The organism is Paracoccus sp. (in: a-proteobacteria) (genome assembly GCF_047973135.1).
Lineage (GTDB): Bacteria > Pseudomonadota > Alphaproteobacteria > Rhodobacterales > Rhodobacteraceae > Paracoccus.
Genome location: NZ_JBKEBL010000012.1, coordinates 1 through 15856, shown reverse-complemented (window position 1 = coordinate 15856; position 15856 = coordinate 1). Strand labels below are relative to the sequence as shown.

Sequence of the window (15856 nt, the reverse complement as noted above, 5' to 3'; positions counted from 1 at the left end):
TTTTCTTTGCCAAGATAACGGCGTGGGCGCGGGAAAATCTCCGGGTGACAACAGGCTGCTGTTGTCCGCCGACGCCCGATCTGGGAGGAATATCAATGAACAAGGTTTTCATGCTTGGCGCGTCCGTCCTTGCCCTGTCCCTGACGGCGGGCGGTGCCTTGGCCCTTGACGAGGAATTCTACAAGCAGGCCGGTGCCGGTTTCCAAGGTGTGACGCTGCGCGGGGTGACGGAATCGACCCCCGCATCGAACTATGTCCGCAACGTCCTTGCCCCGAAATTCGAGGAAATGACCGGTATCCGCGTCGATATCGAAACGACGTCCTGGGATCAGATGTATGACAAGGCGATCAAGGACATGGAGGCGGGGACCGGCATCTATGACATGGTCTATATCGAACAGGATATCGTCTATGCCTATATGGCGCGGAATTTTCTGGTCGATATCACCGGCGCGCTGGCCGCCAAGCCGGAACTGAAGGCCCCGGATTACGACGAAGCCCGCCTGACCTCTTTCGCCAATTATTTCCGCGGTGCCAATGGCGAGCTGTTCGGTATGCCGATGGAGGCCTTTATCAAGACCTATGTCTACCGGACCGATCTGTTCAACGATCCTGAAATTCAGGCGGCGTTCAAGGAAAAGACCGGACATGATCTGGCCCCCGCCAAGACGCATGAGGAATATACCGAGATCGCGGAATTTTTCACGCAATGGGGTAAGGATCACAAGATGGATCTGTGGGGCACGACCGCACAGGCCCATACCGGGCATCCTGCCTCGTGGTATGAATATGTCGAATCTGTCGCGCCGACCTTTGGTGTTTATAACTGGGGCATCGACGCCGGTAACAACTATGCCGCATCGGTGGAAAATGGCGGACGCATGAACTCGCCCGAGGCGAAAGAGGCGCTGAAATGGTGGCTGCACCTGCGCGACATCGCCCCGCCCGAATCGGTTCAGTCCACCTGGTCCGAGGTTGCGACGACCATGGCCGCAGGCCGCGCCGCGCAGGGGCTGGTCTATGGCGAGAATGTCGCCTGGATTGCATCCGATCCCAACCAGTCGCGTGTCGTGGGCAATATCTCGGTTGCGCTGCCGCCCCTGTCGGATGGCGTTCTGGCCCAGGCCGAGGCAGGCGAGGGGTATATCGGCTATTACGATGGCGGTGCGTTCGGGCTGCCGGTGACGTCGAAAAATCAGGATGCCGCGCTGCTGTTCCTGGAATTTCTGGCCGAAGAGGATGTTCAGCCGGAATGGACGCTGGCCGGATCGCGCGTGACCACCACCGCGACCTATGATAACCCCGAGGTTCAGGCGCTGAACGACAAGCTGGGCAATTACTTTGGCATGCTGCGCGACGACGGCAAGCTGTTTGGCGGCGCGCCCGCCTATCCGTTCCATGCCCAGATCCGCGAGGCCGTGGCCCCGATCTTTTACGAGATCCTGACGGGTACGATTGATCCCGATGCCGGTCTGGACCAGATGGCTGCCAAGGCCGAACAGGAACTGACCGACCTGGGCTATCGCAAATAGGCGATCCCCCGACCGCCGCAGCATGACTGCGGCGGCCTTTCCGATCAGCGCGGCGGGTGAAAATACCTGCTCATGTTCACTGGAAAAAGCCGATGCATTCGAAATTCCTTGGCTGGGCCCTGCTGGCCCCGACGATGCTGATCCTGATCATGTTCGGTGTCGCCCCCTTCTTCTATGTCATCTTCGTGTCGTTCCATCAGTGGAACCCGTTCGGAGCCAACCCGGACATGGTGTTCAACTGGGCCGAGAACTATCGCCGGATCGTCTTTGACGCGCAGTTTCTGGCCTCGCTGGGGGTCACGGCGGCGTTTGTCTTTTTCGCGGTCGTGTCGGAACTGATCATCGGCTATTTTCTGGCGCAGGCCTTCATGCGCGATTTTCCAGGCAAGGCGTTTTTCCGCACCATCCACACCCTGCCCCTGATCATGGCTCCGATCATTGTCGGGTCCGTGTGGAAGCTGATGACAACCCCGTCCATCGGCATCATCCCGAATATCCTGTCAAGCTGGTTCGGCTATGACCTGAATATCGGCCAAAGCGCCATTCAGGCCTTTGTCACCACGGTCGTGATGGATATCTGGCACTGGACCCCGCTGGTCACGCTGACGTTGATCGCGGCACTGGTGTCGTTGCCGCCCGATCCGTTCGAACAGGCCCAGATCGACGGCGCGAACAAGCGCCAGATCTTCTGGCACATCACCCTGCCGATGATCCGCCCGGCGATTCTGGCGACGGTATTCATCCGCATGATGGACGCGCTGCGCACCGTGGACGAAGTGCTGATGCTGACGGGCGGAGGGCCGGGTTCGGCGACGCGCTATGTCGGCGTGCATATCTTCAAAGAGGTCTTTCCACGTACGAATTATGGCTATGGCTCTGCCGTGTCGGTGATCGTGCTGTACCTGACCATCGTGGTCTGCTGGCTGATGTATGTCGGCCTGATCGCGCCCCGCAACACCGGAAAGGACTGAGCCATGAAAAGACGAGGCAATCACCTGTGGTCGTGGCTGTTCTGGATCCTGATCAGCTTTCTGACGCTGTTTCCGATCTACTGGCTGTTCGTGATTTCGGTCAAACCCGCGATCGAGCTGTTCTCGACCCCCTCGGTCTGGCTGAGTGACGTTTACTGGAAAAACTATGCCGATGTGTTGAACGACCGTACCTTGCGTGGGTATATGGTCAACTCGCTGATCATTTCCTCGGGGAATGCGCTGCTGTGTACGGCGCTGGGTTTTCTGGCCTGCTATGCGCTGTCGCGCTTTGATCTGGGCGGTAAGGAAAGCATCTTCTTCTGGACCATCACCAACCGCATGGCCCCGCCCGCCGTGTTCCTGCTGCCGCTGTTCCTGCTGATGACGCAGGTTTACCGGATCGGGGATTTCGCGCTGGCCGATACCCGGATCGGGATGATCCTGATCTATTGCACCTTCAACCTGCCCTTCGCGATCTGGACCCTGCGCCCGACGCTGGACGGCATTCCGAAGGAACTGGACGAGGCCGCCTATGTCGATGGCGCAAGCCCGTGGAAGGTCATCACCGAGGTGGTCTTTCCGCTGGCCCGGCCCGGCCTTGCCGTCACGCTGATCCTGACCTGGGTATTCGCCTGGAACGAATACCTGCTGGCGGCCACACTGACCAATTTCAACGCCCGGACCCTGACCACGGGCCTTTCGGAATATGTCACCACGACCGGCACCAACTGGGGCATCATGGCGGCGATTTCGGTCTTTACGCTGATCCCGGCACTGATCGTCTTCAGCCTGGTGCAGCGCCATATCGTCGCCGGGCTGACCTTTGGCGCTGTGAAAGGATAGACCATGAACAACGAACGCAAGGGCTTTTTGCCCATCCAGACAAACTGGTTCGACCGCCTGTTCATCAGCCTCGTGCTATGGGTCGCTTTGTCGCTGCTGTGGCTGCGGTTTCTGGAACCCGTCGGCCTGTCGATCTGGATCAGCGTGGCGATCTCGGTCGCGCTGGCCGTCATCATCATCCGCAGGGGGTAGGCCATGGAAGCCCTTGTCCTTGAAAGAAAAGACGAACTGTCGCTGCGCGACTTCCCCGCCATCGACCGCGAGGAAGAGGTTCTTGGCCCGCTGGACGTACGCATCCGGCTGCATACGGTCGGGATCTGCGGCTCGGACGTGCATTACTATACGCATGGCCGGATCGGTCCCTTTGTCGTCAACGCACCGATGATCCTGGGGCACGAGGCATCGGGAACCGTGACCGAGACTGGCAGCGGCGTCACCACGCTGAAACCCGGCGACCGCGTCTGCATGGAGCCGGGCATCCCCGACCCCAACAGCAAGGCCGCGCGGATGGGGATGTATAATATCGACCCCGCCGTGCGTTTCTGGGCGACGCCGCCGGTGCATGGCATCCTGCGCCCGACCTGCGTTCACCCCGAGGCGTTTACCTTCAAACTGCCCGACAACGTGTCCTTTGCCGAGGCCGCGATGGTCGAACCCCTTGCCGTCGGCATCCATGCCGCGACCAAGGCACGGATCAAACCGGGCGACAATGCCGTGGTGATGGGCGCGGGGCCGATCGGCCTTGTGACGGCGCTGTCGGCGCTGGCGGGGGGCTGCGCGCGGGTTTTTGTCACCGACATCGCCCAGCCCAAGCTGGATATCGCCGCCAGCCTGTCATCCGCGATCACCCCGGTAAATGTCGCCCACGAGGATCTGACCGCGCATGTCCTGCGCGAAACCGATGGCTGGGGCGCCGAGGTGCTGTTCGAGGCGACGGGCTCGCCCAAGGCGGCGGCGGGGGTGTTCCAGCCCCTCGCGCCGGGCGGCTGCGTGGTGATGATCGGTGGCCAACCCGATCCGGTCCTGTATGACGCGGGGGCGGCCATGGTCCGCGAGGCACGGGTCGAGAATATCTTTCGCTATGCGCATGCCTTCCCGCGCTGCGTCAACATGATCGCGTCCGGGGCGATAGATGTGAAGCCTCTGATCACCCGGACATTCGATTTCAAGGACAGCGTGCGCGCGTTCGAAACCGCTGCATCCGCGCCTGCGGGCGACGTCAAGATGCAGATCGAATTGCCGCAATAGGGAGACGCGATCATGGCCAATGTAAAGATCGACAATGTGATGAAACGATATGGCACGGTGCAGGTGATGCACGGCGTCAGCGTCGATATCGAGGATGGCGAATTCGTGGTGCTGGTTGGCCCTTCGGGCTGTGGCAAGTCCACACTTTTGCGGATGCTTGCCGGGCTTGAGGAAATCAGCGACGGAACCATTTCCATCGGCGACAGGGTGGTGAACGACGTGCCGCCCAAGGAACGCGACATCTCGATGGTGTTTCAGTCCTATGCGCTTTACCCGCACAAGACGGTGGCGGAAAATATCGGCTTTCCGCTGAAGATGGCCAAACGCCCCAAACCCGAGATCGACGAAAAGGTCCGGCAGGCAGCCTCGATCCTGGATCTTGCGCATCTGCTGGACCGTTACCCCAAGCAATTGTCAGGCGGTCAGCGTCAGCGGGTGGCCATGGGCCGCGCCATCGTGCGCAATCCGCAGGTGTTCCTGTTCGACGAGCCGCTGTCGAATCTTGACGCCAAGCTGCGGGTGACGATGCGGGTCGAGATCAAGGAACTGCATCAACGGCTTAAGACCACCATCGTCTATGTGACCCATGACCAGATCGAGGCGATGACCATGGCCGACAAGATCGTGGTCATGCGCGACGGGCGCGTGGAACAGATCGGCGCGCCGCTGGATCTGTATGACCGGCCCGAAAGCGTGTTCGTGGCGGGGTTCATCGGATCTCCGTCGATGAATTTCCTGCATGGCCGGATCGCGACCCATGAGGGCCAGCGCGCCTTTGTGACCGATGGCGGCCTGCCCTTGCCGCTGCCGCCGACCGATTTGCCCGATGGCCATAAGGTGACATACGGCATCCGGCCCGAACATATCACCATTGCCGATGACGGCGTGCCGGTCAGCGTCGTCGTGACCGAACCGACAGGATCGGAAACGCAGGTCTTTGCCCGTGTGGACAAGGATCTGATCGACGCCGTGGTCAAGGACCGCATCCATGCGCGGCCCGGCCAGAAGGTCGGTTTTGCCATAGATCCGGCCAATGTCCACCTGTTCGACCGGCAATCCGAACGCCGGCTGTGACGGACGCCGCATGACCCATATCCGCGCGGTGATCTTTGATCTCGACGGTTGCCTTGTCGATAGCGAGGCGATGTCGCTGGAAACGCTGGCCGATGAGATGCGGGCCGAGGGGGCCGGGGTATCGACCGACGATCTGCGCCGCCGTTATCTGGGCGTCTCGATGCAGGTCATCGGCGACCGGATGCGGGCAGCGACGGGCAGGCCGCCGCCAGCCGATTTCGCGGCACGGTTTGAAAACCGGCTGCTGGCACGCTATCCGGCAGAGTTGCGGCTGATCGACGGGGCCGCCGCTTTGCTGGAAGATCTGCATGGGCGCGGCATCGCCATGGCCATCGCCACCGGTGGGTCAATCCGCCGGATGACGACGACCCTGCGGGTCAGCGGACTTGACGCCCGCTTCACCGACCGCGCCTTCAGCGCCGATCAGGTCGCCCGAGGCAAGCCCGCGCCCGACCTGTTCCTGCTGGCTGCCGAAAAACTGGGCATTCCGCCCCATGCCTGCGCGGTGATGGAGGATTCACCGCATGGGATCGCCGGCGCGCGCGCCGCCGGGATGCGCGCGGTCGGTTTTGTCGGCGGCAGCCATCTGGCGGGCGCGCGCGACGATCACGCCGAACGGCTGCGCGATGCCGGGGCGGCGATGGTCCTTCACGAACTGTCAGGCATGCTGAACGCCCTTCTCTCCGGATCCGAAACCTCATGACGCCGCTTTCCAACGCCACGCTGCCCGACCTGCCGTCTTGGGTTCTGCGCCCCGCCTATGACCGCGCCACGCTGCGTCCCGGCATCGTGCATATCGGTCTGGGCAATTTCCACCGCGCCCACCAATCCTGGTATCTGCACCGGCTGATGCAGCAGGGGCTGGCGCATGACTGGGCGATCCTTGGCGCGGGCATACGCCCCTATGACGCTTCCATGCGCGAGCGGCTGGCAGCGCAGGATCATCTGACTACGCTGATCGAACTGTCGCCGGACGGGCGCGCGGCTGAAATTGTCGGTTCCATGATCGGCTATGTTGTCGTCGAGGATGGCAACGCCTCTTTGATCGCCGCCATGGCCGATCCGGCGATTCGCATCGTCGCGCTGACCGTGACCGAGGGCGGGTATTACCTGACCCCCGGCAAGGGGCTGGATACCGATCACCCCGACATCCGCCATGATGCCGAAAACCCCGACCGCCCGCGCACCGCCTTTGGCGCGATGGTCGCGGCGTTGGCGCGCAGGCGAGCGCAGGGGCTGGCCCCGTTCACGGCGCAAAGCTGCGACAACCTGCAAGGCAACGGCGCGATCCTGCGTCAGACGGTCACGGGCCTTGCCCGGCTGACCGATCCGGCGCTGGCCGACTGGATCGGGGCGAATGGTGCCTTCCCCAACTCGATGGTCGATTGCATCGTCCCTGCCACCGGCCCGGCCGAGCTGGAACTGGTCCGTGCCATCGGGATCGGCGACGCCGCCCCCGTCACCCACGAGAATTTCCGCCAATGGGTGATCGAGGACGATTTCTGCGCTGGCCGCCCTGACTGGGACCGCGCTGGCGCGATCTTTTCCGACCGGGTGCATGATTACGAACAGATGAAGATCCGCGTCCTGAATGGCGGGCATCAGATCGTCGCGAATGCGGGCGAGCTGCTGGGGCTTGCCACCATTGACGCGACGATGACCGACCCGCAGATCGCCCCGCTGTTCCGCCGGGTGGAACAGACCGAGATCCTGCCCCATGTCCATGCCGTGCCGGAATATTCCCCTGCCGCCTATCTGGACCTGATCGAACGACGCTTTGCCAACCCTGCCATCCGCGACACGACCCGCCGCGTGGCCTTTGACGGCTCCAGCCGCCATACGGGCTTTGTTCTGCCCTCGCTTCGCGATGGTCTGGCGGCGGGGGCCGCGGTCCGGGGGCTGGCGCTGACCGAGGCTCTGTGGGCGCGGTACTGCACCGGCCGGCGCGAGGATGGAACGGTGATCCAGCCGAACGACCCCCTGTGGCCCGAGCTGCACACCCGCGCATTGCGGGCACAGGCGCAGCCGCGCGACTGGCTGGTTCCGGCGATCTATGGCGATCTGGCCGGGGCGGCGGATTTCGCCGATCCATTTGACGACTGGCTGCGGCTGATCCACAAAGACGGGGTAAGGGCGGCGCTGGACCGCTTTCTGGCGGGATGACGTCATGAGCTTTCTTGGAATTGATCTTGGCACATCGGGGCTGCGCGCCCTGCTGGTGGATGCCGACGGCACCCCTATCGGCGCGACCGAACGGCACTATGATGTCAGCCATCCGAAATCCGGCTGGTCCGAACAGAACCCCGCCGACTGGATCGCTGCCTTGCAGGGGGCCATTGCCGAATTGCGCGACGGGCATCCGGCATTTTCGGCGCTCAGCGGAATCGGCGTGGCAGGCCATATGCATGGCGCGACCCTGCTGGACCGCGACGACCGGGTGATCCGGCCCTGTATCCTGTGGAACGACACCCGCAGCCATGCCGAGGCCGCGCGCCTTGACGCCCTGCCCGATTTCCGCGCGCTGTCGGGCAATATCGTCTTTCCCGGCTTTACCGCGCCGAAACTGGAATGGGTTCGGGCGCATGAACCCGAACACCACGCCCGTACGGCCCGCGTGCTGCTGCCCGCCGCATGGCTGAACCTGTGGCTGACCGGGGAACATGTCGGCGACATGTCCGACAGCGCCGGCACCGCCTGGCTGGATACCGGGCGGCGCGACTGGTCCGATATGCTGCTGAAAGCCGGGCATATGCGCCGTGACCAGATGCCGCGGCTGGTCGAGGGATCGCAGGCCGCAGGCCGGTTGCGCCCCGAACTGCTGCGCGAATGGGGGCTTGCCGGGCCGGTCACGGTGGCGGGTGGCGCGGGCGATAATGCCGCCGCCGCCTGCGGTATCGGAGCCATGGCCGAGGGGCAGGGTTTCGTCTCGCTTGGCACATCGGGCGTGCTGCTGGCGGCGCGCGACGGCTATCGCCCCGCGCCTGAAACCGCGCTGCATACCTTTTGCCACGCGGTGCCGGGCAAATGGTATCAGATGGGGGTGATGCTGTCGGCCACCGACAGCCTGAACTGGTTGTCCAGAATAGCGGGGGCCAGCCCCGCCGGGCTGACCGGCAGCCTTGGTCCCGACCTGCAAACGCCGGGACCGGTCCGCTTTCTGCCCTATCTGTCGGGCGAAAGAACGCCGCATAACGACCCGGTGATCCGGGGCAGCTTTACCGGCCTCGGCTCGGACACGACGCGCGACGACATGACCCGCGCCGTGCTGGAGGGCGTGGCCTTTGGCCTGCGCGACAGCCACAAGGCGCTAAAGGCCACCGGCGCGCGGATCGACCGGCTGCTGGCCATCGGCGGCGGTGCGCGGTCGCGTTACTGGTTGCAGGTCATCGCAACCGCGCTGGACGTGACGCTGACCCTGCCCGAGGCAGGCGAATTTGGTGCAGCCCTGGGCGCGGCGCGTCTGGGGATGGTCGCGGCGGGCGTCGGCAGCATCGAACAGGTGATGACCGCCCCTGCGATCACCGCCGAGGTGACGCCGCAGGCCGCCCTGCGCGACGCCTTTGATCAGGGTTATGCCACCTTTCGCACAGCCTATCCGGCAATTCGCGCCATCCAGTGACCGGGTCCGTTCAGCGCGCCAGAAACCGCTCGAATGCCGCCAGAGTCCGGCCCGAGACGTGATGTTCGATCCCTTCGGCATCCTGTTCGGCGGTCTCGGGCGGGACGCCAAGGGCGATCAGCAGGCTGACCACGGTGCGGTGGCGGGCGCGGACCCGATCGGCCAGCGCCGCCCCCGTCTCGGTCAGGAACACCCCGCGATAGGGGCGCGAGGTCGCCAGCCCCTCGCGTTTCAACCGCGCGACGGCCTTGGTCGCGGTGGGCTGCGCCACGCCCATGCGCAGCGCGATCTCGGCCACGCGCGCCTCTCCGGTCTGGAAAATCAGGTCGCCGATCATCTCGACATAATCTTCCAGCAGAGCGGATGACTGCTTTTCGCGCGCGCGCGCAAAGCGTCGGGCCTGCTGCGGGGTCGGATCGTCGGGTCCGGGCAAATGGCTGTTCCTCTGCGCTTGTCCACCGGGATGGGATCATAGCCAGAATGACAACCCGCCACCAGCCGTAAGAGCGTGGCATGGCCTATTGCATATAGTATAGCCATGGCTAAAAATGCCGCGATACAGAAAGGCAAGCCCGATGACCACCCTGTCAGACCGCACCCGATCCGAGATCTCGCTGGCCCTTGCCGGTCAGGGGCGCGGGTTGCGCAACCGGCTGCTGTTTGCGGGGCCGGCGATCATCGCCTCGATCGCCTATATGGATCCCGGCAATTACGCGACCAATATTCAGGCGGGCGCAGGCTATGGCTATCAATTGCTGTGGGTCGTGCTGATGGCCAATCTGATCGCGATGCTGTTTCAGGCGCTGTCGGCACGGTTGGGCATCGTTACCGGGCGCAACCTTGCCGAACTGTCGCGCGATCACCTGCCGCGCCCGCTGGTCCGGGTGATGTGGGTGATCAGCGAAATCGCGGCCATGGCCACCGATCTGGCCGAGTTTCTGGGCGGCGCCATAGGCCTGTCTCTGCTGTTCGGTCTGCCGCTGATCGCGGGCATGGGCGTCACCGCGATCATCACCTATGCGATCCTGATGGTCGAGGGCCGGGGCTTTCGCCCGATCGAGATGATCATCGGCGCTATGGTCGGGGTAATCGGCCTGTGCTATCTGGCCGAGATCCTGATCGCGCCCGTCGATTGGGCAGCAACTGCGCAGGGGCTGACGACCCCTGCCCTGCCCGACAGCGCGGCGCTGACCATCGCCGTAGGCATCATCGGAGCAACCGTCATGCCCCATGCGATCTTTCTGCATTCGGGGCTGATGCAGGCCCGTGCCGATTATTCCGGCCCGGATCAGCGGCGGCGGATGTTGCGCTTTTCCAATATCGAGGTGGTTCTGGCGCTGGCCATTGCCGGAATGGTCAACATGGCCATGGTGATGATGGCCGCAAGCGCCTTTCATCAGGGCCATTCCCATGTCGCGGAAATCGAAACTGCCTATCACACCCTGACCCCGTTGCTGGGTGGCGCGGCGGCAGCGATCTTTCTGACCTCGCTGATCGCCTCGGGGGTGTCCAGTTCGGTCGTGGGGACGATGGCCGGGCAGATGATCATGCAGGGCTTTCTGCGCCGCCGGGTGCCGATCTGGCTGCGGCGGCTGGTGACGATGCTGCCCGCATTCGCCGTGGTCGCCGCAGGGGTGGACGCGACCCGCGCGCTGGTTCTCAGCCAGGTGGTGCTGTCCATCGCCCTGCCCGTGCCGATGCTGGCGCTGCTGCATTTCGTGGCACGCCGCGACCTCATGGGCGAATTTACCGTCGGCCCGGTCCTGCGCCTTCTGGCCATTCTGGGGGCCGCACTGGTTCTGTCGCTGAACGCGATCCTGCTGGCCGACGGCTTTGGCCTTGGTCTGCCATTCCTTGAGGGATGAGGGGCCCTTGAGGGATGAGGGGCCGGGCTCAGATCAGCCCGGCATGTTCCAGCGCGGCGTCGATGCGGCGTTTCGTGGCGTCGGTCAGGGGAACCAGAGGCAGGCGCACGCGATCATTGCACAGGTCAAGCCGCGACATGGCATATTTCGCGCCGACCAGTCCCGGCTCGATGAAGATCGCTTCGTGCAGCGGCATCAGCCGGTCTTGCAAGGCCAGCGCAGCGGCGAAATCACCGCGCAGCGTGGCCTCCTGGAATTGCGCGCAAAGCCGGGGCGCGACATTCGCGGTCACGCTGATGCAACCCACGCCGCCATGTGCGTTGAACCCAAGCGCGGTTGCATCCTCGCCCGAAAGCTGGATGAAATCCGTACCGCAGGCGATGCGCTGCTGGCTGACGCGTTCCAGCTTGCCGGTGGCGTCCTTGACACCGGCGATGCCGGGCAGCTTGGCCAACTGGCCCATCGTATCCGGAAGCATGTCGATGACCGAGCGGCCGGGGATGTTGTAGATGATGACCGGCAGGTCCACGGCCTCGGTCAGCGCGGTGTAATGCGCGATCAGCCCGGCCTGCGTGGGCTTGTTGTAATAGGGCGTGACGACCAGCGCGGCGCTTGCCCCCACCCCGGCGGCGTGGCGCATCAGGGCGATGGCCTCGCGCGTTGAATTGGACCCGGCCCCGGCGATCACCGGCACCCGGCCCGCAGCAACGCGCACAACCTCTTCGACCACCTGCCGGTGTTCGTCATGGGTCAGTGTCGGGCTTTCGCCGGTCGTACCCACCGGCACGATTCCATGGCTGCCCTGTTCGATCTGCCAATCGACCAGCTTTTTCAGCGTGTCCAGATCCAGTTCGCCGTTCTCGGTGAACGGCGTGACGAGGGCTGGCATCGACCCTTTGAACATGACACGCTCCTGTTTGGTTCTGTTGAAAGTCGCGCGACCCTATATCCGGGCGCGGGTCTTGCCAAGGTTGTGAATTGCGCTTTGGCGGAATGACACAGAGACAGGGGGAGTGATGCGACATCTGCGCGACATAGCGGCCATTGCCGCGATCCTGACCCTGCCCCTCGCCCCGCCGCTGCGCGCCGAGGATGCGGGGGCGATGGCTCTGGCCCTGTCGGCGGCGGATGTCAGGGACTGGGCCACGGCGCGGGCCGCCGCCGACCTGTCAGGGCCGATGGCGATGGCACTGGTCGATTGGCAGGCCCTGCGCGCGGGCCGGGGCGGATTTGGCGATTATCTGGATTTCATCCGCGCCCATCCTGACTGGCCGGGGCTGGAATTGCTGCGCCAGCGCGGCGATGCGACCCTGCGGCCCGACCTGTCCGCCCGCAACATCCGCGACTGGCTGGGCGACCGGCTGCCCGACACCCTGACCGCCGAGACGGCCTTTCTGACCACGCTGGATGCCGATGCCGCAAAAGCCGAGCGGGCGCGGTTCTGGACCGGCACCCCGCTGGAGGCTGCGGACGAGGCCGCATTTCTGGCGCTATATCGCGACGAACTGACGCCGCTTCTGACCACGCGCGCCACGCGGATGCTGGATTTGCAGGACTGGGCGCAGGCCGAACGCCTTCTGCCGTCCCTGCCCGAGGCCGACCGCCCGCTGATCGCCGCGCGCGTGGCGGTACAGGCACGGCGCGGCGGGGTCGATGACCTGATACTGGCACTGCCACCGGGGCCGCGCGCCGATCCCGGTCTGGCGGTGGACCGCTTCCTGTGGCGGGTCCGGGCCAAACAGCACGAGGGCGCGCGGGCGCTGATGCTGGAGGTCTCGACCAGCGCCGAAGCGCTGCGCGTGCCCGATCTGTGGGCGCAGATGCGGGTGGACTATGCGCGGCAGGCCATGCGACAGCGCGACTGGCTGCTGGCCGGGCGGCTGGCGGCGAACCATTTCCTGACCCCTGACAACCGCCATTACGCCGATCTGGAATGGCTGGCGGGCTTTGCGGCGCTGCATGCCGGCGCGCCGGATCGCGCGCTGGAACATTTCCGCCATCTGGAAACTGTGGTCGGCAGCGCCATCAGCACCTCGCGGGCACTGTACTGGCAGGGCCGCGCGCACGAGGCGCTTGGCGATATGGCGGCGGCGCGGGATGCCTATACCCGTGCGGCGGCGCAGCCCGGCGTCTATTACGGCCAGCTTGCCGCCGAAAAAATCCATGCCGTGATGCCCGCCGCCTATGCCGTGCCGGGACAGGCCGTCCAGACCCTGCCCGACTGGCGCGGCAGCGCGCTGCGCCGCAACGGTGTCTTTCAGGCCGGGATGTGGCTGCTGGCAACGGGGCGGGTGGACGAGGCTCAGCGGTTCTTTCTGCACCTGTCGGAAACCGCCGCCCCCGAGGACATCGCCCGCATGGCCCGGCTGATGATCGAGGCCCGGACACCCTGGCACGGGCTGCGGCTGTCGAAACGCGCGGCCTCGCAGGGGGTGATCTTTCCCGCCGCACATTTCCCGCTGACCGGGTTGGAAAAGGCCGATCTGGGCCTGCCGCCGGAACTGGTGCTGTCCATCGCGCGGCAGGAATCGGAATTCAACCACACCGTCTCCAGCCACGCCGGGGCCAAGGGGCTGATGCAACTGATGCCCGCCACGGCGCAACAGATGGCGCGGCAGCGGAGCGAGCCCTATCAGCTTTCGCGATTGACGACCGATCCGGATTACAATGCACGCTTGGGCGCGGCCTATCTGGCGGGCTTGCGCGACCGGTTCGGGGCGTCAACGGCGCTGATAGCCTCGGGCTATAATGCCGGGCCGGGGCGGCCCGCGCGCTGGCTGACCGAGTTTGGCGATCTGCGACGGAATTTCGACCCGGTGGACTGGGTCGAACTGATCCCCTTCGACGAGACGCGGAACTATGTCATGCGCGTGACCGAGGCGATGCCCATCTATCGCGCCCGCATCCGCGGCAAGCCCGCGCCCATCCTGCCCACATGGGATCTGACCGGAGGCGGGCTGATGCCACCGCCGCCGCTGCGGCTGACGCTGGCTGTGTCGAAACGGCCCGTGCCGAAACGCTTTATCGGCCCGCCGCTGCCCGAAGGCTGGGTCAGCCCCCGCTGATCCGGTCCGATGCCGCGCTGCGTTGCGTTGCGCTGCCGCGCATGATGCAATGGTGTCAGGCATCGAGGCCACAAGCGCAATACCCGCGCAAGACGCCCGGACCCTGCACGCAAGGGGCCGCACCGGTAGGGGCCGCACCGGTCGGGCACACCCCCTGCATCGCGGCCGCGCGCCACGGGGATTATCTGTCTGACGTCACCGCCGGATGTTTTGCGTCCCGCGATGGCCGGGGGAGCTGTGCGCCCCCCGGACCCCCTGCAAAAGCCTGCGGCGGACCGCGAGTATAGCTGAGGGAAGCCAATTTGATCATCAAACTGGCGCAGCATCAGCTATACCAGCCCGTGCGCAGCATCTTCGCCAGAGCCCGGGCATCAGCAACAACCTTTCAAGTCATGCATGGGGATTCAGATACCATCCGCGCGGTCCATCAGCCGCCGGATCCAGCGCCCTGCGGCCCATGCTGCGGGCATGGCGACCGGCAGGGCCGCGATCAGCGCCTGAAGGGGGGAAAGCGCGGGCAGACCTGTCCAGCCCGTCAGCAACGACAGCATGAACAGGTTGATCCAGACCGCCGCGACCGCCGCCGGATACAGCAGAAGTTCCAGCTTGCGGACCGGCCAGCGATGATCAGTGGCTGGTTCCGTCCTCGAAGGTGATCTTGTTCCAGACATTGTATTTCCCCGAGGGTTTGCGCATCGGCAGGCGTTTCACTTCGGCCAGCGTTTTCGCGTCATAGATCACGACCGCGCCGTCATCCTCCCACAGGGATACAAGGACATGGCTGCCGTTGCGGGTAAATTCGGCATGGGCGAATGTCTTGCCAGGAAAAGGTGCGAGGGTTTTCACGATCTTCAGCGTATTCTTGTCGATCACATGCATCTGGTCCTTGTGCGGGCCAAAGAACACATCGGCCCAGAGATAGGGGCTGTTCGCATGGCTGCGCAGGAAAAAGCCCGGCCCGCCCGTGTCGATCTGCGCGATCAGGGTCCAGTCGCGCATGTCGATGACCGACAACACCCCCTCGCCCAGATGCGGGGTGGCCATGACCCGGTGCCCGTCGCGTTCCCAGGTGATGCCCGATCCCAGATGCGGCATGCCCGGCAGCGGCAGTTTGGCGATCTGATGGCCATCGTCCAGGGCAACGACCACGCCCTTGTCGCCTTCGCGGCTGGCCCCGATCAACTGCGCATAGTCCGACGTGAAGAAGAAATCGTCCAGCGGTTCGGCAATCGGGATGCGGCGGACCGACAGGTCGCCGGCCGCGATCTCCCATATCTCGGGGGCGTCTTTCAGGGCCAGAATGAAACTGGCGCGCTGCGGGGCCTGATAGACGGCGCTGACCCGGCTGGGCTTGCCGTCGGGCGCGACCGGAATCACCTTGACCGGGTTCAGCCCCGCATCCAGCACGGTCAGGCTTTCGGGCAGGTAATTCGCCACCGCGATCCGCTGCCCGTCCGGGCTGATCGCAATATTGCGGCTGTTCAGGGCGGCGCGAACGCGGCCAACCTCGGTCCGGGACCAGATGTCGTATTTCTGCTCCCAGCCATCGCGCGACATGATAAAGACGAACCGCCCGTCTGGGCTGAATTTCGGGCCGCCATGCACGGCAAAGGGCGTGGCAAAGCGGTCCAGCACCTCG

15 protein-coding genes are annotated in these 15856 nt (G+C 64.6%); 11 read left to right on the top strand and 4 right to left on the bottom strand.

The features are described 5' to 3' along the window. The first annotated feature begins 95 nt into the window (after positions 1 to 95). From ACK5L9_RS00950 to xylB, 9 genes are all read left to right on the top strand, one after another. Positions 96 to 1532 (top strand): ABC transporter substrate-binding protein, encoded by a 1437-nt coding sequence (locus ACK5L9_RS00950; protein ID WP_416909574.1) that lies wholly within the window; start codon positions 96 to 98, stop codon positions 1530 to 1532. A 92-nt stretch (positions 1533 to 1624) separates the two neighbouring features. After that, a complete protein-coding gene (locus ACK5L9_RS00945; RefSeq protein WP_416909573.1) occupies positions 1625 to 2503 on the top strand; it encodes a carbohydrate ABC transporter permease in 879 nt (292 codons plus the stop codon). 3 nt (positions 2504 to 2506) lie between these two features. Then, positions 2507 to 3346: a carbohydrate ABC transporter permease gene (locus ACK5L9_RS00940; protein WP_416909572.1), complete on the top strand. Its 840-nt coding sequence runs from the start codon at positions 2507 to 2509 to the stop codon at positions 3344 to 3346. Positions 3347 to 3349: 3 nt separating this feature from the next. Further along, a complete protein-coding gene (locus ACK5L9_RS00935; RefSeq protein ID WP_416909571.1) occupies positions 3350 to 3538 on the top strand; it encodes a DUF2160 family membrane protein in 189 nt (62 codons plus the stop codon). Between the two features lie 3 nt (positions 3539 to 3541). Beyond that, positions 3542 to 4594 (top strand): NAD(P)-dependent alcohol dehydrogenase, encoded by a 1053-nt coding sequence (locus ACK5L9_RS00930; protein WP_416909570.1) that lies wholly within the window; start codon positions 3542 to 3544, stop codon positions 4592 to 4594. A 12-nt stretch (positions 4595 to 4606) separates the two neighbouring features. Further along, entirely contained in the window at positions 4607 to 5668 is a 1062-nt protein-coding gene (locus ACK5L9_RS00925) for an ABC transporter ATP-binding protein (RefSeq protein WP_416909569.1), read from the top strand. Between the two features lie 10 nt (positions 5669 to 5678). After that, complete coding sequence (locus tag ACK5L9_RS00920) at positions 5679 to 6371, top strand: HAD family hydrolase (protein ID WP_416909568.1); 693 nt, start codon at positions 5679 to 5681, stop codon at positions 6369 to 6371. Next, a complete protein-coding gene (locus ACK5L9_RS00915) occupies positions 6368 to 7831 on the top strand; it encodes a mannitol dehydrogenase family protein (protein ID WP_416909567.1) in 1464 nt (487 codons plus the stop codon). Before ACK5L9_RS00920 ends, ACK5L9_RS00915 begins: the two co-directional genes overlap by 4 nt. A 4-nt stretch (positions 7832 to 7835) precedes the next feature. After that, on the top strand, positions 7836 to 9287 hold the full coding sequence (xylB, locus tag ACK5L9_RS00910; RefSeq protein ID WP_416909566.1) for a xylulokinase: 1452 nt from the start codon (positions 7836 to 7838) through the stop codon (positions 9285 to 9287). Between the two features lie 10 nt (positions 9288 to 9297). Here xylB and mntR read toward each other — a convergent pair whose 3' ends face one another. Beyond that, positions 9298 to 9720 (bottom strand): manganese-binding transcriptional regulator MntR, encoded by a 423-nt coding sequence (gene mntR / locus ACK5L9_RS00905; protein WP_416909565.1) that lies wholly within the window; start codon positions 9718 to 9720, stop codon positions 9298 to 9300. A gap of 142 nt (positions 9721 to 9862) precedes the next feature. On the opposite strand from mntR, the gene ACK5L9_RS00900 reads away from it, so the two are divergent. Next, the gene (locus ACK5L9_RS00900; protein ID WP_416909564.1) at positions 9863 to 11152 is read left to right on the top strand and encodes an Nramp family divalent metal transporter; all 1290 of its coding nucleotides are present in this window, start codon (positions 9863 to 9865) and stop codon (positions 11150 to 11152) included. Between the two features lie 28 nt (positions 11153 to 11180). On the opposite strand, the gene dapA is transcribed toward ACK5L9_RS00900, so the two are convergent. Continuing rightward, entirely contained in the window at positions 11181 to 12056 is an 876-nt protein-coding gene (gene dapA / locus ACK5L9_RS00895; protein WP_416909563.1) for a 4-hydroxy-tetrahydrodipicolinate synthase, read from the bottom strand. A 112-nt stretch (positions 12057 to 12168) separates the two neighbouring features. Here dapA and ACK5L9_RS00890 point away from each other — a divergent pair, with 112 nt between their 5' ends. Then, a complete protein-coding gene (locus ACK5L9_RS00890; RefSeq protein WP_416909562.1) occupies positions 12169 to 14217 on the top strand; it encodes a transglycosylase SLT domain-containing protein in 2049 nt (682 codons plus the stop codon). 404 nt (positions 14218 to 14621) lie between these two features. Here the strand turns inward: ACK5L9_RS00890 and ACK5L9_RS00885 are convergent, their stop codons facing one another. Together ACK5L9_RS00885 and ACK5L9_RS00880 are read right to left on the bottom strand one after the other, a co-directional pair. Next, positions 14622 to 14888, bottom strand: a complete 267-nt coding sequence (locus ACK5L9_RS00885) for a hypothetical protein (protein ID WP_416909561.1) — start codon at positions 14886 to 14888, stop codon at positions 14622 to 14624. Then, positions 14845 to 15856: cytochrome D1 domain-containing protein (locus tag ACK5L9_RS00880; protein WP_416909560.1), on the bottom strand; the 1012-nt coding region annotated here is incomplete at its 5' end. The genes ACK5L9_RS00885 and ACK5L9_RS00880, both read right to left, overlap by 44 nt.

Excerpts from the sequence above, each read along its gene's own strand:
- ACK5L9_RS00950 (WP_416909574.1), top strand. The coding sequence starts at position 96 with ATGAACAAGGTTTTCATGCTTGGCGCGTCCGTCCTTGCCCTGTCCCTG.
- ACK5L9_RS00945 (WP_416909573.1), top strand. The coding sequence starts at position 1,625 with ATGCATTCGAAATTCCTTGGCTGGGCCCTGCTGGCCCCGACGATGCTG.
- ACK5L9_RS00940 (WP_416909572.1), top strand. The coding sequence starts at position 2,507 with ATGAAAAGACGAGGCAATCACCTGTGGTCGTGGCTGTTCTGGATCCTG.
- ACK5L9_RS00935 (WP_416909571.1), top strand. The coding sequence starts at position 3,350 with ATGAACAACGAACGCAAGGGCTTTTTGCCCATCCAGACAAACTGGTTC.
- ACK5L9_RS00930 (WP_416909570.1), top strand. The coding sequence starts at position 3,542 with ATGGAAGCCCTTGTCCTTGAAAGAAAAGACGAACTGTCGCTGCGCGAC.
- ACK5L9_RS00925 (WP_416909569.1), top strand. The coding sequence starts at position 4,607 with ATGGCCAATGTAAAGATCGACAATGTGATGAAACGATATGGCACGGTG.
- ACK5L9_RS00920 (WP_416909568.1), top strand. The coding sequence starts at position 5,679 with ATGACCCATATCCGCGCGGTGATCTTTGATCTCGACGGTTGCCTTGTC.
- ACK5L9_RS00915 (WP_416909567.1), top strand. The coding sequence starts at position 6,368 with ATGACGCCGCTTTCCAACGCCACGCTGCCCGACCTGCCGTCTTGGGTT.
- xylB (WP_416909566.1), top strand. The coding sequence starts at position 7,836 with ATGAGCTTTCTTGGAATTGATCTTGGCACATCGGGGCTGCGCGCCCTG.
- ACK5L9_RS00900 (WP_416909564.1), top strand. The coding sequence starts at position 9,863 with ATGACCACCCTGTCAGACCGCACCCGATCCGAGATCTCGCTGGCCCTT.
- dapA (WP_416909563.1), bottom strand. The coding sequence starts at position 12,056 with ATGTTCAAAGGGTCGATGCCAGCCCTCGTCACGCCGTTCACCGAGAAC.
- ACK5L9_RS00890 (WP_416909562.1), top strand. The coding sequence starts at position 12,169 with ATGCGACATCTGCGCGACATAGCGGCCATTGCCGCGATCCTGACCCTG.
- ACK5L9_RS00885 (WP_416909561.1), bottom strand. The coding sequence starts at position 14,888 with ATGTCTGGAACAAGATCACCTTCGAGGACGGAACCAGCCACTGATCAT.